Genomic DNA, 19,878 nt, shown 5'->3' on the forward strand with positions numbered 1-19,878 from the left:
AGGCAAGGCGATGTGCTGGTCGTTGCGTGCCTTTCTCCGCTACCTCCACCATAGGGGGCTGAACGCGCGCTCGTTGGCGGATTGCGTTCCATCGGTGCGCCGATGGAGGCTCGCAACTCTACCGACCTATCTGCCTGCCGCTCAGGTGCGGAAGGCTCTCGACGGTTGCGGCCGAGAGACGGTGATAGGACGGCGCGACTACGCCATTCTGTTGCTGCTGGCCAAGCTCGGCCTGCGGGCCAACGAGGTCGCAACGCTCACGCTCGATGATATCGACTGGCGCGCCAGCGAGATACTCGTTCGCGCCAAGGGCCGACAGCGGGCACGGATGCCGATACCGCCAGACGTTGGCGCGGCTATCGTTGCTTATCTGCGCAATGGCCGCCCAAAGTCGTCGTGCCGACGGCTGTTCGTCCGCACACTCGCGCCACACGTCGGCCTTGCTTCCGGATGCGCGATCACCATGATCGCCAAGGCCGCTCTCGATCGCGTTGGAATCGGAGGTTGCGCACACCGCGGCGCCCATATCTTCCGCCACAGTCTCGCTATCGAGCTTCTCCGATCTGGCGCGACCTTGTCGGATATCGGACAGTTGCTGCGGCACGAGAACCACGACACCACCCGGATTTACGCGAAGGTCGATATCGATGCGTTGAGAACATTGAGCCTGCCCTGGCCGGGAGGCGTGCAATGACCAATCTGCGCGCCGCACTCGATAAGTACCTGAGCATGCGCAAGAGGTTTGGCTACAAGTACGAGCACCAGACCCGTCGGCTCGCCGACTTCGTCGCCTTTATGGAGAAGCGCAAAGCCAGGATCATCACGACGAACCTGGCAATGGAATGGGCAACGCTGCCGCCCGATCGTCATGCATCCTGGGCGCTGCGATTGAGCGACGTGCGCGGGTTCGCGCGCCATGTCGTCGATCGGCTGGAAATGGTGATCACGATGCTCTGGAACGCGTGATCACGATGGCCTGGAATCGGTGATCACGATCGGCTGGAACGCGCAAGATATGGGCGCCGCGGTGTGCGCAACCTCCGATTCCAACGCGATCGAGAGCGGCCTTGGCGATCATGGTGATCGCGCATCCGGAAGCAAGGCCGACGTGTGGCGCGAGTGTGCGGACGAACAGCCGTCGGCACGACGACTTTGGGCGGCCATTGCGCAGATATGCAACGATGGCCGCGCCAACATCTGGCGGTATCGGCATCCGTGCCCGCTGTCGGCCCTTGGCGCGAACGAGTATCTCGCTGGCGCGCCAGTCGATATCATCGAGGGTGAGCGTCGCGATCTCGTCGGCCCGCAGGCCGAGCTTGGCCAGCAACAACAGAATGGCGTAGTCGCGCCGTCCCATCACCGTCTCTCGGTCGCAACCGTCGAGAGCCTTCCGCACCTGAGCGGCAGGCAGATAGGTCGGCAGGGTTGCGAGCTTCCATCGGCGCATCGATGGAACGCAATCCGCCAACGAGCGCGCGTTCAGCCCCCGATGGTGGAGGTAACGGAGAAAGGCGCGTAACGACCAGCACATCGCCTTGCCTGTTCCCGGGCTCCAATCCTGGGCGTGGCGCTCAACGTAGCGGATCACGTCCTCTTGGCTGATCTTGCCCAGAGCGGCGGCGCCGCCGGAGCACACCTCGTGCAGGAACCTGCGGATGACTGGGAGATGGCGGACGATGGACCTCGGGGCCAGGCCGCGCTCTGATCGCAGGTAGGCATCGAACTCCTTGAAGATCTGTTCGTGCGGGGTGAGAGGCGGCAGCACCAACGGCGCGATCACGCCTTCCTCGCGCAGCACCAACAGCCATCGCTTGAGCGCGGCCCGGTCACCGGGTTGGATAGACTGCCTCCCGCCTCGATGTCGGAGGTACCGCTCAACGACCTGCTCATCGAGATCGACCAGCTCATAGCGACGGCCTGCCATCCAACTCAGGAGCCCGCCAACCACGTTGAGGCAACGCCATGTGCCGTGCCGAACGAGCCTCTCTTCGATGAGACGAGCGGCGTAGCGCTCGATGAGTTGTCTGTGCGGCCCGCTTCTGAGACGCCGGCACAGCCGGCTTCTGCCCAAGTACTCTTCAACTTCCATCTTCCTGTTCTCCGCTGTTGAAAGCGGAGGCACAGAACGAACTATGCCGAACCGACCAAACGCCGGTCAGCGAGAAATCTGGGGAAAACGACCCGACTCGGCATAGTTCGGCGGGCGGCATAAACCTGTAAGCTGAATCACATTGATCCGCTGGCCTACATCACCGATGTGCTCACCAGGATCGTCAACGGTCACCCGAACCGTCAACTCGACAGTTTGTTGCCATGGGCCTACGGAAACGGCTAGAATCCGGCCTGAGCGAAGAAAAACGACGAGCCAACATTCTTGAGGCGCGCCGGTGAGCGACAAGAACATCTTGTGGCATCAGGACGGGGTAGATCCCGGTTGGTCTACAGCCGATCACATCGGGTCGGTCAGGAACAGCACGAGTTACCGCCCGGGCGGTTGGTGGTTCTTGCCTGCTTGGCTGCCCGACACGCAGGAACACGACGTTGGTCCTTTTAAAACCAAGACTGCGGCACTAGCTGAGGCGGAACGGCTGGCAGCCCTCCACAAACGAAAAACATAGAGATCAGCTAACGCCTCGAACCCGTGTGTTCGGAACAGCGCTTACGGAAGAGCAGATTATCGCGGTATTGAAGGAGCATGAGGCTGGAGCAAAGACGGCCGACCTGGCTCGCAAGCACGGGGTCTCGGAAGCAACGATCTACAATTGGAAGGCCAAATTCGGCGGCATGGACGTTTCGGAGGCGAAGCGGCTGAGGGCGCTGGAGGACGAGAACGCGAAGCTGAAGAAGCTTCTAGCCGAGCAGATGCTCGACGCCGCCGCCCTTCGCGAGCTGCTTTCAAAAAAATGGTAGGGCCCGCCGCCAAGCGCGCTGCGGTCGCGCATCTGCAGGCCGTCATGAGCCTGTCGGAGCGGCGGGCCTGTTCGATTGTCGGAGCGGATCGGAAGATGATCCGCTATCGCTCCAGCCGTCCTCCGGACGCGACTCTCCGTGGCCGGCTGCGTGACCTTGCCAACGAGCGGCGGCGGTTCGGCTACCGCCGGCTATTCGTGCTGCTGCGGCGGGAGGGTGAGCCATCGGGGATCAACCGGATCTACCGGCTTTATCGCGAAGAAGGGCTCACCGTCCGCAAGCGGCGGGCTCGCCGCAAGGCCGTGGGGACCCGTGCCCCAATCCTAGTCGAGGCGATGCCCAACGCGCGCTGGTCGCTGGATTTCGTCCACGACCAATTCGCCAACGGTCGGCGCTTCCGCATCCTCAACATCGTCGACGACGTCACCAAGGAATGTCTGGGCGCCATTCCGGATACGTCGATCTCAGGACGACGCGTCGCCCGCGAACTGACGGCCGCCGTCGAACGACGCGGCAAGCCAGGAATGATCGTGTCCGACCACGGCACCGAGTTCACCTGCAATGCCATGCTCGCCTGGTGCAGGGACGCAGCCATCGACTGGCACTTCATTGCACCGGGAAAGCCGATGCAGAACGGCTTCGTCGAGAGTTTCAACGGCCGGATGCGTGACGAGCTGCTCAACGAGACTCTGTTCTTCGATCTCGACGACGCCCGCGCCAAGATCGCCAATTGGGTTGCCGACTACAATCTTCAGCGGCCTCACTCGTCGCTGAAATACAGTGACCCCCGCGGCTTATGCCGCCCACCTCACCGCAACGGACGATCGGCTACGCAACCCCGACCAGCTCCGCCGATCGTCCGTTGCTCCAACCGCGCCACTTGGCGTACAAAACCCCGAGGCTCTAACCGCGGCCGGATGAAAGTTCGGTGGCAGGTCACCTCATCCCCATTGCCTAACCGATTGCGCTTCCAAGTCCCGCTAAATACGCCGCAAAAACCGTACTTCGCTAACTCCGCCCCGATCGAGATTCATCTGGCCCTCCGCGTCGCAAAATTGAATCTCCTCAACTATTTGATCCTTGGCCGCTGCAGCGGACCAAAACGCATCCGCAAGATAAGTAGCCGGATGACGGTCGCACCTGAAGATCCGATCGCCGGCAGAACCCACCGTCGCATATTCCGAACCAGGGTCCTCAATTAACCAAAATCGCAGCATGCGGATACATCCGAACATCTTCGTACTCACCGGGCGACCTGATGGTGAGGGTGTGAAAAATACTCCTCACGGGTCATTTCGTAATATTGGAATAATTTGTCGTAATACAAGCGGTCATCGATATACCGCAGCCCCAACTTCTTGGCTGCCCGCTCGGCCCGCGCATTGCCGTGGGCAATGAAGCCCACAACTTTTTCTTTGGTCGAGTTTCGCAAGGCATGCGTGATGGTGAAGCGTGCGGCCTCCGGACCCAGGCCTCGCCCGGCCCTGTACTCCAAAAATGCGTAACTGAACTCCAGATTGTTGGTGTTCTCAAAATCTTGCAAACCACAACGACCAATGATGGCCGGACCACCTTTTGTCTTTTCATATACCATCCAGACGCCGAACGAGTTCTTTTGCCATTGCGCCAAATACCTAGCAAGCCAAGTGCGCACGTTTTCACTGGTCTGCGGCACATTCTTGAAGATGGTCTCCTGTATCAACACATCGTTATGCAACTTGAACAACTCCGCCTCGTGTTCGATGCGCATAGGCGTGAGTATCAAATGTTCGGTCTGATATGCGTTCATCGGTCTTCGTTCACCTTATGGGACACAGCACAAGCTTGTGCCGCACTAATCAAGAGGGGAGCCCTATGTGTTCCTCAAGACAGATAAACCTCGCTCTGCTCTGGGGCGGCATGCCCTGAATACAGGACTCGATTCGATCAATTGGCCGCTATTTTCCTTCAGCCAAAGCGGGCCCAAGCGGTCGGCCGAGACTGTATCTCGATCCAGCATGGTGTCATGGCGCGGAGACGTAGCCGACCTATCTGTCGAGCAGCGGCTAAGTCTTACCTGGAGGTGGCGGTGCACTGATCGCATCACGCCGCAATCAGGCAATGAAGGGCAGCGTAACCTGAACTGGTTAAGGGCCATGCCCCGTTGCTTGACCTGTTGCATAATCTCGATAGTGGGAGCATTGGTATCCATGAACACGGTATCTTGGCTCATCACATCTAGCCTCTCCACAGAACGCATAGCTTAACACAGGTGCGATTTTCACTTGATAAGCTGATTTGGGGCGAATAGTAGCAGGCGCAGAGCTGCACGCAGCTACCAAAGTTGAGGGTGAGGTTTAAAGGACCTCTGAAGTTGGGTTTTTGAGTTGCGAGATCGAGGTCGGCAACAGCGGCATTGTTAACGATTTTGGTTAGCCTAGCTGAGCGGCCACCATCCACAGATCGCGCTACTACAATTAGGAGGTCACTCGTAGCCTTGCCCTCGACCGCCTCAATGCGCTCGGCCTCAAGTGTGTGAAAGCCCTCGTGGAGATGCTCGATTGAGGATGATAGGTCCCGCACCACTGAGTACCTGGAACTGCAGCTCGACCTCTCCGAACTAGTCGTCGGTCACGAGTTGACAACGTCTTCCGTTTGCTGACGAACGCGTAAGTCCGTATGTCCGGCTCTTCCAGTGAGATGGCTCGCCCTACACTGCGCGTCCGAGGGTTACTCGAGCGTACCGAGCCGATCCTCACCACAGGAGGACGAGCCGTGGCAGATTATAGGGCAGCATTTGTCGGAATCGACGTCGCGAAGCTGAAAAACGCCATCGCGATCGCGGAAACAGGCCGGGAAGGAGAGGTTCGTTTCTTCGGTGAGGTCGACGCGTCGGCGACCGGCATGCGCCGGGTCGTTGAACGGATCGCCAGCCGGTTTGGTGGTGTGCATTTCTGTTACGAGGCCGGTCCGACTGGCTATGGCCTTTATCGCCTGATCCGGTCGCTCGGCCATGAATGCACCGTGGTTGCGCCATCGCTGATCCCGAGGAAGCCGGGCGATCGCGTGAAGACAAACCGCCGGGACGCTGTTTCTCTCGCCCGGCTGCTGCGCACCGGCGAGTTAACGGCGGTGTGGGTTCCCGATGAAAGCCACGAAGCGCGCCCGGGCGGCGGCGGTTGAGGCGCTGCGGGTCCACCGCCAGCAGGTGAGCGCCTTCATGCTCAAGCATGGCCGCACCTATCCCCGCAAGAAGGGATGGACGATGCGCTATCTGCGTTGGCTTCAGGAATAGCAGTTCAATCATCCCGCGCATCAGATCGCGCTGCAAGAAATGGTCGAAGCAGTTCGCATCGCCAAGGAGCGGGTCGAACGTCTGGAGTGCACGATCGAAGAGTTCGTCTCGGCCTGGTCCTTGGAGCCGCTCGTGCGGGCGCTTCAAACACTGCGAGGTGTCGATCTAATCGTCGCGGTGACATTTGCCACCGAGGTTGGTGACGTGAGCCGTTTTGAGACCTCACGTCAGCTCATGGGCTATCTTGGTCTAGTGCCGGGCGAGCGATCGACCGGGGAGACGGTCAGGCGTGGCAGCATCACTAAGGCTGGCAACGGCCGCGTTCGCCACATGTTGGTCGAGAGCGCCTGGACGTATCGGCACCCGCCGAAGATCGGAAAGACAAAGCTATACCGGCTCGAGCAGGCATCGCCAGCAGTGCGAGAGATCGCATGGAAGGCGCAGACCCGCCTGACTGCTCGCTACCGAAAGCTCGCTTCGCGCGGCAAGCGAACGACGGTGGTCTGCACTGCTATCGCCCGTGAACTGGTCGGCTTCATATGGGCGGTCGCCAGGCAAGTGCAATCAACCTGATCAGGCACTCTCATCATCGCATTGGCGGAGGCGGGACCACGGCAGAGGGAATGCCCGTCAGACGCTTTGTGGCCGGCAAGAGCACCGACGCCCGCAGTAAGATCGGAGCAGACCTCGGACGCACAATCGGGAATGCGGTAGCCAACCCGCGCATCAGAGCTTGATCACCAACGTCCTTCGGTTCAGCCTCCACCCATGCGCGATCATCAGCATCAACAGCCGATCAACGATCGGGCGAACCTCTGCGTTCTGAGCCTTGACAACGGACATCAGAGCGTCGTTCTGCTCCCACCTTCTTGCGGCGCACGGGATAGGCGAGTTTCACGATCGCTTGACCATACGCTTAAGTCGGACGTGCGTCGGCTGGAAGTGATTACGGAGACAGCATGCCGTCGTTGGTTCTAAGAACGACAAGGCCCGCATCGTCGAGGAGACGCTGGTACCAAGCGCGGTCGTTTCCGAGATTGCCCGACGACACAGGCTGACCCCACAACAACTGTTCACTTGGCGCCGGTGGCTGACGATCCGCCGTTTGTACCGGCGGTGGTAGACGCCATGGTGCGGTCGCGGTTACTGACCATGAGCGCAAGACAGCGCAACGCAAGGCCAAGCCGGATGTCCGCGCTCGCCGTTGCGATGCCGGGGCATCGAGATTGAAGCCGAAAGCGTCACTATCCGGGTCGGCCGAGGCGCCGACGTGGTGATCATTGCGGCCTCATCCATGCGCTGAAGGCAGGCCGGTAATCGGCCCGTCCGGAACTGTTCGGCTGATGGTGGCAACCAAGCCGGTCGACTTCTGCAAGGGAATGGAGGGGCTTGCTATGTTGGTCGTGAGCACATCAAGGGCCGATCCGTTCTCGGGTGCTGTTTTATGTCTTCCATGCCAAGCGGGCGTACCGGAGGAAGCTGATCTTCTGGGATTGTACGGGTTTGCGCCTATTCGCCAAGCGGCTCCAGGAAGGCGTCTTCCGCTGGCCGAAGATCGAGGATGGCGTGACGCGTTTGTCGGCGGCGGAATTGTCGGCGCTGCTCGAAGGGCTTGATTGGCGGCGTGTTCACGCGGCACGGGAGACGGTCGTCCCGACGCAAGCCGGATAATTGTGGGCCCCGCTGCGGCGAAGTGAATCAGGGGCATCGAGCACGTCGTCAGGCGGGCGCGAATATGCTCTGATTTGCTTGCGAGCGATAACCTTCCTGATGATCCCGAGATGCTGAAGGCAATGCTGCTTGCCGAGGGGCACGAGAGCGAGCGGCTGCGCCAGATCATCAAGGAATGCAGCGTCATCGCTTTGGCCGGAAAGCGGAGTCGCTTCCTGAGAAGCAGATGCTGCTGGGCCTCGAGGGGATGTCGAGCAGGTCGCGGCCTCCGCCGAGGCCGGTCAGGACACAACAGCCCCGAAGGCCGGGCCGAACGGGCGCGCAAGCGTCGCAACAATCGTGGAGCACTGCCGGCGCATCTGCCGCGGATCGAGGTCGTCGTCGACATCGACGATAAGACCTGCGCCTGCTGCCAGGGCGAACTGCACCAGATCGGCGAAGACAAGAGCGAGCGGCTGGACATGGTGCCGGCGCAGTTCCGCGTTGTCGTCACCCGACGTCCCAAATACGCCTGCCGAGCCTGCGAAGATGACGTCCTGCAGGCCGAGGCTCCGGCCCGCTTGATCGAGGGCGAACTGCCGACGGAGGCAACCGTCGCCCAGGTTCTGGTGTCGAAATATGCCGATCATCTGCCGCTCTACCGGCAGGCCCAGATCTATGCCCGCCAGGGCATCGCTCTCGATCGATCGACACTGGCGGACTGGGTTGGGCATGCCGCCTTCCATCTGCGCCCGCTGCATGAGCGCCTTCTCACTGTGCTTCGCGCGAGGTCCAAGCTGTTCGCCGACGAGACGACGGTGCCGGTGCTCGATCCCGGTCGAGGGCCACCAAGACCGGCCAGCTCTGGGCCTATGCCGGTGACAGGGCCCTGGGGTGGCCTCGATCCGCCCGGCATCGCCGCCTATGTCTATGCACCCGACGGCAAAGCCGAGCGGCTGTTCAGCCATCTTCCCGGCTTCGAGGGCGTCCTGCAGGTCGATGGCTACACCGCCTATCCAAAGCTTGCCGACCGCGGCAAGGTCGAGCTCGCCTTCTGTTGGATGCACATGCGGCGCAACTTCTACGAACTCGCGGCGGCGGGCCCCGCGCCGATCGCAAGCGAGGCGCTGAAGCACATTGCCGCATTCTACGCGATCGAGAAGGAGATCCGCGGCCGGAGCCCGGAGGAGCGATGTCTCGCGTGGCAGCAGAAATGCCGGCCGCTGGCCGATGCCTTCGATGCTTCGGCTACGCGCCAAGCTGACTCTCATCAGCCAGAAGATCAAGCTCGCTGCCGCCATCCGCTACGCTCTCTCGCGCTGGCAGGTGCTGACGCGCTTCATCGATGATGGCGGCATCGAACTCGACAACAACACGGTCGAACGATCAATCCGTGGCATCAAGCTCAGTCGCAAGAACGCGCTGTTTGCCGGATCCGACGGTGGTGCCGAACACTGGGCTGTCTTCGCGTCCCTGATGAAGATTTGCAAGCTCAACGACATCGACCCGCTTGCCTACTTCACCGACGTCCTGACCAGGATCGTCGACGGGCATCCAAACCGCGACAGCTACTGCCCTGGGTCTATCGCGCTCCAGGCCTCAAAGCCGTGACCTGAGAACGACGCTCTGATGTCCGTTGTCAAGGCTCAGAACGCAGAGGTTCGCCCGATCGTTGATCGGCTGTTGATGCTGATGATCGCGCATGGGTGGAGGCTGAACCGAAGGACGTTGGTGATCAAGCTCTGATGCGCGGGTTGGCTACCGCATTCCCGATTGTGCGTCCGAGGTCTGCTCCGATCTTACTGCGGGCGTCGGTGCTCTTGCCGGCCACAAAGCGTCTGACGTGCATTCCCTCTGCCGTGGTCCCGCCTCCGCCAATGCGCGATGATGAGAGTGCCTGATCAGGTTGATTGCACTTGCCTGGCGGTCGTGTCCCAAGGAGTGGTGTAGCTGATTAGCAAAGTCGCTCGCGACGCGCGCCCCACATAGCGCCGTAGCGAGCGAGCGGCTTTGCGGGTGGTCACCGATGATTCGTCGGTAAGGTTTGGGTTGCGACACCAACCTGATTCGAGGAACCACCGATGACCGACGACATGATGAACCTGCGCGCGCTCGTGGAGAAGGCCCCTGATGCCGATCTGCTGCGTGAGATGATCGGCTTTGCCGCCCACGGGCTGATGGAGCTGGAGGTCGAGGGCCTGACCGGGGCCGCTTACGGCGAGAAGAGCCAGGAGCGCCAGGCCCAGCGCAACGGCTACCGCGATCGGAGCTGGGAGACCCGCGCCGGCACGGTCGAGCTACGTATCCCCAGCTGCGCAAGGGCTCCTACTTCCCGGGCTTCCTCGAGCCGCGGCGGATGGCCGAGAAGGCGCTCACCGCCGTGGTGCAGGAAGCCTACGTGCAGGGCGTCTCCACCCGCTCGGTCGATGATCTGGTGCAGGCGATGGGCATGACGGGGATATCCAAGAGCCAGGTGTCGCGGCTGTGCGGCGAGATCGACGACAAGGTGAAGGCCTTCCTCAATCGCCCGATCGAGGGCGACTGGCCCTATCTGTGGATCGACGCGACCTACGTGAAGGTGCGCCAGAACGGGCGCATCGTCTCGGTCGCGGTGATCATCGCGGTCGGCGTCAACAGCGATGGCCGGCGCGAGGTGCTCGGTATGGACATCGGCCCCTCCGAGGCCGAGACGTTCTGGACCGCGTTCCTGCGCAAGCTGGCGCGGCGGGGCCTGCGCGGCGTCAAGCTCGTCGTCTCCGACGCCCATGAGGGGATCAAGGCCACGGTCGGCAAGGTTCTCAACGCCACTTGGCAACGCCGCCGCGTCCACTTCATGCGCAACGCATTGGCGCATGCCGGCAAGAGCGGGCGGCGCGTCGTCTCCGCCTTCATCGCCACCGCCTTTGCCCAGGACGACGCGGAAGCGGCGCGGGCGCAATGGCGGCGCATCGCCGACCAACTCCGCCCCAAGCTGCCCAAGCTTGCCGCGTTCCTCGATGAGGCCGAGACCGACGTGCTCGCCTATATGAGCTTCCCGGTCGCGCACCGCGCCAAGCTGCACTCGACCAATCCGCTCGAACGCGTCAACGGCGAGATCAAGCGCCGAACCGAAGTCGTCGGCATCTTTCCCAATGAGGACGCCATCACCCGCCTGCTTGGCGCCATCCTGCTCGAACAGAACGATGAGTGGGCGGTTCAGCGCGGTCGCTACATGACACTGGAAACGATCGCCCCGTTGGGCGATGATCCCACCGTCAGCTTCCCGGCAATCGCCACCTGACCGATCCGGCCCATGCCGACGAACGCGGTGACCCACCGCCAGCTACACCACGCCCGGGGAGTACGTCATGCCAAGCTGAGGATTGCTTGTGGGTGGAAGTCCCATCCGGCCAAAGCCGAAGCAGGCAAGCCGGGACCGAGTCTTGCGAGCGTCGCGGCAACGCGGGGTGTGAAGTGTAGACAGGAGCCATGCGGGGTGCGGGAATGAGCCTCGAAAGGTGGATGTTCGGGGAGGCCGAGTGTGTTCCCTAGTCACGAAGGCTGCATGAGCATCGTCGTTATGCGAGACGATGTCGCTCCGTCGGGGTCGATGGCCGGATCACGCATGGAAGGTAATCATCGGAACATGAGAGGCCCGACCGGGTCCATTGGATTGGTCTCCAGTGGGGGACAGCGGCAAGGCACTGCCAGAGCCGTTGTTCGAGCTGAGGTCGGGAGTCGGACTGGTCCATACTACCTGTGAAGTCGTCGAAGATAACGAGACGCATGGAGGGAAGGGACCAGCCCGAGGGGAGCCTGCGCGAGGAGGCCAGGGTCCGGACACAGAGCCGGGTTACCTTGCCGCTGAACCTCAAGCGGGTGAACGCGGCAGCCGAGCAGGCTGCCCAAACCCGGTTCACGGCCCTGCTGCACCATGTCGACGAAGACGCTCTTCTTCGGGCGTTTCGACGACAAAAGCGGCAGGCCAGCGCGGGGGTCGATGGGGTGACGGTGGCGAAGTACGAAGAGAGGCTGACGGATAACCTCCGCGACCTCTGCGCACGGGTCCACTCCGGTCGTTACCGGCCACAGCCGGTGCGGCGAGTCTACATCCCCAAAGCCGACGGCGGTAAGCGGCCTCTCGGTGTACCGGCGCTAGAAGACAAGATTGTCCAAAGCGCGGTGGCCGAGGTGTTGAGCGCTGTCTACGAGGCCGACTTCCTCGGATTCTCCTACGGCTTCCGGCCGGGGCGGAATCCTCACATGGCGCTTGATGCCTTGCATACGGCGATCATGAGCCAGCATGTGAACTGGGTGCTCAATGCCGACATACGCAGCTTCTTTGACTCGGTTGACCACGAATGGCTGTTGCGGATGCTGGCGCACAGGATCGCCGATCCTCGCATCTTGCGGCTCATCGGGCTGTGGCTGCGAGCTGGCGTTCTTGAGAGCGGCGAGAAGCAAGAGACGGACAGGGGCACGCTCCTTGCCAACATCTTCCTGCACTACATCCTCGATCTCTGGACTCATCAATGGCGTCGTCGCCGCGCACGCGGTCGCATCGTGATCGTGCGTTATGCGGACGACTTCGTCATGGGCTTCGAGAGTAAGGCAGATGCGCAGGAAATGCTCTTGGCCCTCAAGGCGCGGCTGGCCAGCTTCGGCCTGACGCTCCATGAGGACAAGACGCGGCTGATCGAGTTTGGCCGGTTCGCGGCCGTCTCACGTCAGCGGCGCGGCGAGCGGCGGCCAGAGACCTTCGCCTTCCTCGGCTTCACTCACTACTGTGGGCGGACCCGAGATGGCCGGTTCATCGTGAAGCACAAGACGGAAGGGAAACGCCTGACGCGCAAGCTGACGGCGTTGCGCCAGGAGGCTTGGCGGCTCATGCACGCGCCACTGGCCACGCAGCACGAGCGGTTCGCCGCCGTGCTGCGCGGGCACTATGGCTATTATGGCAGGCCGCACAATTATCCAGCGCTCAACGGCTTCTACCGCGAAGTGCGTCGGACCTGGCTGCGTTGTCTGAGACGGCGTAGCCAGAAAAGTCGGCGCATGGGCTGGCCGGAGTTCGAGGCCCTGACGGCACGCTTCCGCCTGCCAACTCCACGCATCACTCGCACATGGGCGCAGGCGCGGATATGACGCGGGTTACTCTCGGGAAGAGCCGGGTGCGGGAAAGCCGCCTGCCCGGATCTGTGAGGGCAAAGCCGAATGGCCGAGCTACTCGACCACGATCTGCCTGGCGACCGCCCACATGAAGCCGACCAGTTCACGGGCGATAGCAGTGCAGACCACCGTCGTTCGCTTGCCGCGCGAAGCGAGCTTTCGGTAGCGAGCAGTCAGGCGGGTCTGCGCCTTCCATGCGATCTCTCGCACTGCTGGCGATGCCTGCTCGAGCCGGTATAGCTTTGTCTTTCCGATCTTCGGCGGGTGCCGATACGTCCAGGCGCTCTCGACCAACATGTGGCGAACGCGGCCGTTGCCAGCCTTAGTGATGCTGCCACGCCTGACCGTCTCCCCGGTCGATCGCTCGCCCGGCACTAGACCAAGATAGCCCATGAGCTGACGTGAGGTCTCAAAACGGCTCACGTCACCAACCTCGGTGGCAAATGTCACCGCGACGATTAGATCGACACCTCGCAGTGTTTGAAGCGCCCGCACGAGCGGCTCCAAGGACCAGGCCGAGACGAACTCTTCGATCGTGCACTCCAGACGTTCGACCCGCTCCTTGGCGATGCGAACTGCTTCGACCATTTCTTGCAGCGCGATCTGATGCGCGGGATGATTGAACTGCTATTCCTGAAGCCAACGCAGATAGCGCATCGTCCATCCCTTCTTGCGGGGATAGGTGCGGCCATGCTTGAGCATGAAGGCGCTCACCTGCTGGCGGTGGACCCGCAGCGCCTCAACCGCCGCCGCCCGGGCGCGCTTCGTGGCTTTCATCGGGAACCCACACCGCCGTTAACTCGCCGGTGCGCAGCAGCCGGGCGAGAGAAACAGCGTCCCGGCGGTTTGTCTTCACGCGATCGCCCGGCTTCCTCGGGATCAGCGATGGCGCAACCACGGTGCATTCATGGCCGAGCGACCGGATCAGGCGATAAAGGCCATAGCCAGTCGGACCGGCCTCGTAACAGAAATGCACACCACCAAACCGGCTGGCGATCCGTTCAACGACCCGGCGCATGCCGGTCGCCGACGCGTCGACCTCACCGAAGAAACGAACCTCTCCTTCCCGGCCTGTTTCCGCGATCGCGATGGCGTTTTTCAGCTTCGCGACGTCGATTCCGACAAATGCTGCCCTATAATCTGCCACGGCTCGTCCTCCTGTGGTGAGGATCGGCTCGGTACGCTCGAGTAACCCTCGGACGCGCAGTGTAGGGCGAGCCATCTCACTGGAAGAGCCGGACATACGGACTTACGGCGAACCACCTGAGGCGAAGACCATTCGAACTACCAAATGTCCTAGGTTGCACGGGAGACCTCTGACTTTACATTGAGCCACGCAACAAGTTTCAAAAAAGGTCCGATGATGTCTCACTCCACGACGCCGCATGTTGATGAGCTTACGCAAAGTTACAAGTACAAAGCTTGGAACGACGTTTGTGTCTACTATACCGAAGACCTAAATGGTGGCGGTGCGTATATCGCGGACGATTACCTCGACCTATTCAATTGCTTTACGGATCGACGGCGATTTAAGCGCATGTTTGAGTGGTGTTGTGGCCCTGCATTTATTGGATATTCGATGTTGGCTGCTAACATTTGCGCCAGCCTGTGTCTTGCTGATTTTTATGGTCCTGCCATTGAGGCCGCCCAATATACCGCAGATAAAAATAATATCGGAGATCGTGTGACAGTTTATAAGGGCGACGGGCTTCTTGCGTTGCCGGAATCAGAGAGGTTCGATCTCGTGGTTGGTAATCCGCCTCACTTTGTTGAGCGCAATATGTTGGAGTACCGCGAGAATTTTGAGCCCCGCATATATGTAGACGACAAGTGGCGTTTGCATCGCGATTTTTTTTCGGGAATACGCGAGCATCTAGAGCGCGATGGCCTTATAGTTCTGGTTGAAAACACTAGAGGTTCGCATATCGATACTTTCAAGCCTATGATTCAATCGTGTGGGCTCATGATATCGGGATGGCAGTGGTCGCGGCGGTTTAACGTTGCCCCGGCCCTTTGGTATCTATTCATCATGCGCGATGATTCTAAGGTGCAACTGCAGATTCGCGGCAACAATTTTGAATTAACAGCAATATGATAATGGCTTCAATTGTGGGTGTGCGTAAGTGAGTGAGCACCACGCTGCGCGGCACCCGGCAGGCGATCTCTTGCGCTCATGGCTGGACACGATCATCTCGGGCACCGCTGGTGAAGCCGCCGCAGACGATCGATTGCTCGTTCGTCGAGCAGCGCTTCGCGCGATCTACGAGCACAAACCAGACCGGCCCACTTGCCGAGATCGCTAGGTTGCGGTCCTCAAGCACACCAATGACTTCTCGGCCGAGCTCTTCGAAAGCAGGTGGAGAATCCATCGCCAGATCTTCCGCGGCGACGAGCTCTTCGAGCACGAGTTAGTGTTGGATCCCTCGTCGCTGAGGTGCTTGCTAGCGGAGGGGAAGGACAGGCGCGCGCTTTCACGCCTCGCAGGTACAGATGAGCGGTCCGTTGTCCGTAGTGTCCTGGCGTCGGAGCAGCGTGGGCTGAGAGTTTGTCGCTTGAATTGTTGAATTTGGCGGCGAATGTGATTCCAACTGGTTGCGGACTCCACCGCCGACCTGCCGCCCGATCTTGCGGCCGCGCATGCAATGATCGCGGCCGAGCGCGCGGTCAGGCTTGCGGCGGAAGCCAAGCTTGCTCAAGCGGCGGTTGGCCTCAGTGCGTCCTACATACAATTTCAGCAGGATCGATCGTATCGGGATCGCGTGTTACGATGAAGTGCTTAGTATCCACAACCGCAAAGGCGGCGAGACTTCTGCATCAGCAGCTATCACGAATCGGCTGATAGTTCTTTTCGTGAAAACTGAGTCACTTCCTCCCCCTCGGTCAAAGCAGGCGCATGATCGCTATGGACAAGATGGCTAAAATGAATCAAGCGACTGCTTCGCGAGCTAAGGTGAAGAAGGCGAGTTCTCACTTTGCTCTTGAGCTGAACGAAATTACGAAACTCGCTTTGCCCATGGTACTGATCCAGCTCGGGCAGGTTGCGATGACGGCGACTGACCTTGCCTTCATCGGGCGCATTGGTGCAGATTCGCTCGCCGCCGCAGCGGTAGTGATTAGGCTCTATTTTGTTGGGCTGACTGTGGGTATGGGCCTTTTAGCGGCGATCGCACCTATTGCGGCGCAAGCGTTTGTGGTTGATAATCTACGTGTGGTGCGCGGCTCGGTGCGCATGGGATTGTGGACGACCTTGCCGTTGTCGCTGCCAATATTGGTGATTTCGCTGCGCAGCGATCAAATATTGCTCGCATTTGGTCAGGCGCCGGACATCGCGCGACTCGCGCAGCAATACCTGTTTGGATTGGCCTGGGGTGTCATGCCAGCGCTGTGGTTTACAGCCATCCGCACTTTCATGGGTGCGGTCAATCGGCCGAAACCTGCCTTGTGGATCACGCTTGCGGCGATCCCCGTGAACGCTTTCTTAGTTTATCTGCTCGTATTCGGGAAGTTCGGTGTTCCACGGCTGGAGCTCTTCGGGGCCGGTATTGCGACCACCATTGTGAATTATGGGACATTTTTGGCCGGCGTCTGGATTACCATGATGTACCGCCCTTTTCATGGCTACCACGTCCTTGCACATCTCTGGCGCTTCGATTGGCCATTGATGCGACAGCTAATTGTGATCGGCACGCCGATCTCGATCGCGGGCCTGATGGAATGCGGAGTTTCCTCTGCCTTGACACTTTTAATGGGGGTGATCGGCACCAGGGCTCTCGTCGCCCACCAGATCGCGTTCCAAGTTGCCGCTATCCTGTTCGCCATCCCTTGTGGGATCAGTATGGCGGCGAGCGTGCGCGTTGCCCGTGCGGTCAGCCGCAACGACGGTTCTGGCATCAAACGGGCTGGTCTGGCAGCGATGTTGCTCGGTATTGTGATCGTAACGATGCTGACGGCTGTGGTAATCGCAGCGCGATTTTATATTGCCAAGCTGTTTCTGGGTGAATCGGTCGACGATGCCGACGCCATAGTCGCGCTTGCTGCACACCTTCTTCTGGTCGGCGCAAGCGCCTTCATAGCCGCCACAATGTACAGTATCGCTTTGGGTAGCTTGCGCGGACTGAAGGACACGCGGGTACCACTTGTGTTTGCAGGAATCGCTTTTTGGCTGATCGGCGTTTCCCTTAGTTACGTGCTTGGTTTGACCGGCGGCCTTGGAGGTATTGGCGTCTGGATGGGCTTATCAATTGGAACAACCGTCTATGCTGCGCTCCTCATCCTGCGCTTCCAACTGCTGGCGAGTAGGTTTGTTCTTCAGAGCCGATATTTTCCGCAAGGCTATAACGTTGTGCGGCCGCAACGGCTGAATCTCTGAGAATGCCCCGGCACGCCGAACATCTCGTATTAACAATTCTCGAATTGATCGTCACGAGCAGGGGATTGCCGCATGCGCGAGACGCCATCTGGGCTGCGAAGCTCTGCTGCGCCCTTATTTGTAGCCGGATTGTGAGCTCGAGCTTGCGCAACTGCCAGGCGTTCGTGCATCTTGCGTGACCTCCGGCGTAGGATGCTTCTGGTTCGCGGACGGCTGCTTAATGAGGCCTTGCGCACATTTACGATCTGCTTCTTACGTCTGGGCTACGCTGGCGCGTCGGCGGAGGACTTCAACCCAGGCATTCATCTCCGCACCGACCGCATCGTTCTTGGAGAGGCACCCCGTCGCGTTCGCTGAAGTCGCGCCGCCTCGGACTCATGCGGGTCTCGCGCAACTTGCCCTGATCCTAGCCGCCGGACGGGTCTATGGCGACCGTACCGACAATCCGCTTGCGGTCGCAGCGGATCAGTGCGCCTCCCGCCGCAGTTTTCGGAACCTGAGACAGTAAGCGCGCCGTACGCATCCGGCCAGCACCTCCGGCCGGCGCGCCGGTCTGCCTCGGCGGTCAGGCGGCAGCCGCTTTGGACTTGACCAATTCGACGGGAGCAGGTCGTTGAGATCGTCCGCGAAGCGGGTGAACGCCGCCCAGTGTTGAGCAGGTAGTTGATCGTGTGTGCAGTATCGTTGCGTGTGGGGAGCAAAGTTCGCTGCTGGGCGCATCCAGGTTACAAGATCGGCGACGATCGGCCTCGATGCGCGGCGGCGATCAGGGTGAGACTCCGCATTGCCTCGCCCTAAATGTTACCGGATGCTGAGCCGTTGCCTCACGTAAATTGCTCCCTTGGACTGGGAACGAGCGGGGGCAAAGGTAAGCGCTCAGCCGGGGCCCTATTGAGGCTGGCTTGACGCCTTGCGGAAGCGCCACGGCATGAGGTCGCCGATTCTGCTATGGGGATGGCCGTCGATAATCGCCTCGAGTGTTTCGGCGATGTAGCCGGCCGGATTGACGTCGTTGAGTTTGCAGGTGGCGACGATCGAGGCCAGTAAGGCCCAGTTTTCCGCTCCGATTTCATGTCCGGCGAAGAGAGCGTTTTTCCTGGTCAAACAGATTGGCCGGATGGCGTTCTCGACTGGGTTGGTGTCGAGCTCGAGACGTCCGTCTTCGAGGAAGCGGGTCAGCCCCTGCCAATGATTGAGGGCATAGCGAATGTCCTCCGCGAGCGTCGAACCGCTGGAGATCATCGACAGCTGTTTCTCAAACCACGACTTCAACGCGGCTACCATGGGCAGCGAGTGCTCTTTGCGCGCGGCCAACCGGATGTCCGGCGATGAGCCGCGTACCATGGCTTCGATGGCGTAAAGCTGTGCGATGTGCCGCACGGCGGCCTCGGCGATCGGCGATTTGCTGTTGCGCACCAATTTCACGAAGCGCCGGCGCAAATGGCTCCAGCAATGCACGAGCGTCCAAGGCCCTTGCGGTCGAACGACTTCGGTCAGCCGGTCATAGCCGTCATAGGCATCGCATTGCAGGAAGCGTCCGCCAAAGCCGTCCAGGAACTGCTGCGCGAAGGCACCGCTGCGACCGGGGGCATATCTGAACAACACGATTGGTGGACTTGGACCGCTGTGGCCGCGATCGTCTGAGGCGATCGCCCAGAAGTAGCCTTTCTTCGTTTGGCCGCGCCCCGGATCGAGTACCGGCGCCTTGGTCTCATCCATGAACAGCCGATCCGCCATGGCCAGGTGGCGACGCATGTGGTCCGCGATGGGTTGAAGATGGAAGCAGGCGCGGCCAGCCCAATTGCCCAGTGTAGCCCGTTCAAGCCGGATCCCCTGGCGCGCATAGATCTCGGCCTGACGGTAAAATGGCGTATGATCGCCAAATTTGGAGACGATCACGTGCGCGATGGCCGCTTCGGTCGGCAGCCCGCCGGGCACGACGTGCTCCGGTGCGTACGCCTGCGCGACAGGGCCTGAGCAGCGGCGACAGATGTATTTCGGGCGACACGTGACCAGCACGCGCCATTGCGCCGGGATCACGTCGAGGCGCTTGCTGACGTCCTCGCCGATCTTCGTCATGGCGCCACAACCGCACGGGCAGAGCGTGCTTGGTGGCTCGATGATCCGTTCCACTCGCGGCAAATGGGCAGGCAAGCAGCCGCGATTGCGATGAGAACCTTGATCCGGATCGCTCCGCGATCGTCCCTGGATGACCTTCTCGGCTCTTTCCTGCGCCGCGTCCAGAATGCCTTGCGCGATCTCCACGTCCTCGAGCGGCAAATGGTACTGATCTGGACGTAGCTTCTCGGATTTCGAGCCGAACTTGTCCCGTCGCAATTCGCCGAGAATGACCTCCAGCCGACGTCGCGCTTCCTCCGACGCCGCCAGTGCCCCCTGATGCTCGCTCAAGGTCGCCTGCGTTTGCGCCAGAAGCGCCTTCAGGCGTTCGTTTTCGTCGCGTAGCGCCGCGATGCTCATGCGCTATTTCGAGCACATCGGCGCCGCGCATGCCATGTTCAAAATTGCT

Annotated in this window: 14 protein-coding genes and 5 pseudogenes; 14 read left to right on the forward strand and 5 right to left on the reverse strand. The window is 60.8% G+C overall.

What is annotated here, in order from left to right; translation table 11 throughout:
- Window positions 1-694, forward strand: a 694-nt coding sequence (locus CI41S_RS37065) for a tyrosine-type recombinase/integrase (RefSeq protein WP_172628347.1), incomplete at its 5' end; no start/stop codon positions are given.
- Complete coding sequence (locus tag CI41S_RS37070) at window positions 691-966, forward strand: hypothetical protein (RefSeq protein ID WP_244626805.1); 276 nt, start codon at window positions 691-693, stop codon at window positions 964-966. The genes CI41S_RS37065 and CI41S_RS37070, both read left to right, overlap by 4 nt.
- On the opposite strand, the gene CI41S_RS37075 is transcribed toward CI41S_RS37070, so the two are convergent.
- On the reverse strand, window positions 944-2,089 hold the full coding sequence (locus CI41S_RS37075) for a tyrosine-type recombinase/integrase (protein WP_139863995.1): 1,146 nt from the start codon (window positions 2,087-2,089) through the stop codon (window positions 944-946). The genes CI41S_RS37070 and CI41S_RS37075 overlap by 23 nt on opposite strands.
- Window positions 2,090-2,212: 123 nt before the next feature.
- On the opposite strand from CI41S_RS37075, the pseudogene CI41S_RS45430 reads away from it, so the two are divergent.
- The 3 genes and pseudogenes from CI41S_RS45430 to CI41S_RS37090 all read left to right on the forward strand — a co-directional run.
- Window positions 2,213-2,335, forward strand: a pseudogene (locus CI41S_RS45430) (transposase domain-containing protein); the annotation flags it as partial.
- A gap of 308 nt (window positions 2,336-2,643) precedes the next feature.
- A pseudogene (locus CI41S_RS44760) lies at window positions 2,644-2,796 on the forward strand (transposase); the annotation flags it as partial.
- Entirely contained in the window at window positions 2,763-4,112 is a 1,350-nt protein-coding gene (locus CI41S_RS37090; RefSeq protein ID WP_244626806.1) for an IS3 family transposase, read from the forward strand. The pseudogene CI41S_RS44760 and the gene CI41S_RS37090, both read left to right, overlap by 34 nt.
- 41 nt (window positions 4,113-4,153) lie before the next feature.
- Here the strand turns inward: CI41S_RS37090 and CI41S_RS37095 are convergent, their stop codons facing one another.
- Window positions 4,154-4,699 (reverse strand): GNAT family N-acetyltransferase, encoded by a 546-nt coding sequence (locus CI41S_RS37095; RefSeq protein WP_139863997.1) that lies wholly within the window; start codon window positions 4,697-4,699, stop codon window positions 4,154-4,156.
- 965 nt (window positions 4,700-5,664) lie between these two features.
- Here CI41S_RS37095 and CI41S_RS37100 point away from each other — a divergent pair.
- The 7 genes and pseudogenes from CI41S_RS37100 to ltrA all read left to right on the forward strand — a co-directional run bounded on the left by CI41S_RS37100 (window position 5,665) and on the right by ltrA (window position 12,958).
- Window positions 5,665-6,757 (forward strand): annotated as a pseudogene (locus CI41S_RS37100) (IS110 family RNA-guided transposase).
- Between the two features lie 436 nt (window positions 6,758-7,193).
- Entirely contained in the window at window positions 7,194-7,307 is a 114-nt protein-coding gene (locus CI41S_RS45435) for a transposase (protein WP_430650066.1), read from the forward strand.
- 311 nt (window positions 7,308-7,618) lie between these two features.
- The gene (tnpB, locus tag CI41S_RS37110) at window positions 7,619-7,855 is read left to right on the forward strand and encodes an IS66 family insertion sequence element accessory protein TnpB (RefSeq protein ID WP_430650065.1); all 237 of its coding nucleotides are present in this window, start codon (window positions 7,619-7,621) and stop codon (window positions 7,853-7,855) included.
- A 110-nt stretch (window positions 7,856-7,965) separates the two neighbouring features.
- Window positions 7,966-9,183: an IS66 family transposase gene (gene tnpC / locus CI41S_RS37115; RefSeq protein WP_283813179.1), complete on the forward strand. Its 1,218-nt coding sequence runs from the start codon at window positions 7,966-7,968 to the stop codon at window positions 9,181-9,183.
- On the forward strand, window positions 9,074-9,445 hold the full coding sequence (locus CI41S_RS45100) for an IS66 family transposase (protein WP_283813180.1): 372 nt from the start codon (window positions 9,074-9,076) through the stop codon (window positions 9,443-9,445). Before tnpC (CI41S_RS37115) ends, CI41S_RS45100 begins: the two co-directional genes overlap by 110 nt.
- A gap of 470 nt (window positions 9,446-9,915) precedes the next feature.
- Window positions 9,916-11,114 (forward strand): annotated as a pseudogene (locus CI41S_RS37120) (IS256 family transposase).
- A gap of 557 nt (window positions 11,115-11,671) precedes the next feature.
- On the forward strand, window positions 11,672-12,958 hold the full coding sequence (gene ltrA / locus CI41S_RS37125; RefSeq protein ID WP_244626807.1) for a group II intron reverse transcriptase/maturase: 1,287 nt from the start codon (window positions 11,672-11,674) through the stop codon (window positions 12,956-12,958).
- A 78-nt stretch (window positions 12,959-13,036) separates the two neighbouring features.
- Here the strand turns inward: ltrA and CI41S_RS37130 are convergent.
- Window positions 13,037-14,129, reverse strand: a pseudogene (locus CI41S_RS37130) (IS110 family RNA-guided transposase).
- 180 nt (window positions 14,130-14,309) lie between these two features.
- Between CI41S_RS37130 and CI41S_RS37135 the strand changes: the two are divergent.
- Window positions 14,310-15,077, forward strand: coding sequence for a methyltransferase (locus tag CI41S_RS37135; RefSeq protein WP_139864000.1), 768 nt, complete (start codon window positions 14,310-14,312; stop codon window positions 15,075-15,077).
- 76 nt (window positions 15,078-15,153) lie between these two features.
- Here CI41S_RS37135 and CI41S_RS37140 read toward each other — a convergent pair whose 3' ends face one another.
- Entirely contained in the window at window positions 15,154-15,387 is a 234-nt protein-coding gene (locus CI41S_RS37140; RefSeq protein ID WP_139864001.1) for a hypothetical protein, read from the reverse strand.
- Between the two features lie 488 nt (window positions 15,388-15,875).
- Between CI41S_RS37140 and CI41S_RS37145 the strand changes: the two genes are divergently transcribed.
- Entirely contained in the window at window positions 15,876-17,351 is a 1,476-nt protein-coding gene (locus CI41S_RS37145; RefSeq protein ID WP_347339288.1) for an MATE family efflux transporter, read from the forward strand.
- 888 nt (window positions 17,352-18,239) lie between these two features.
- On the opposite strand, the gene tnpC (CI41S_RS37150) is transcribed toward CI41S_RS37145, so the two are convergent.
- Window positions 18,240-19,829 (reverse strand): IS66 family transposase, encoded by a 1,590-nt coding sequence (tnpC, locus tag CI41S_RS37150; protein WP_139864002.1) that lies wholly within the window; start codon window positions 19,827-19,829, stop codon window positions 18,240-18,242.
- Window positions 19,830-19,878: the final 49 nt, after the last annotated feature.

Origin of the sequence: Bradyrhizobium ivorense (genome assembly GCF_900696085.1) — a bacterium.
Classification (GTDB): Bacteria; Pseudomonadota; Alphaproteobacteria; order Rhizobiales; family Xanthobacteraceae; genus Bradyrhizobium; species Bradyrhizobium ivorense.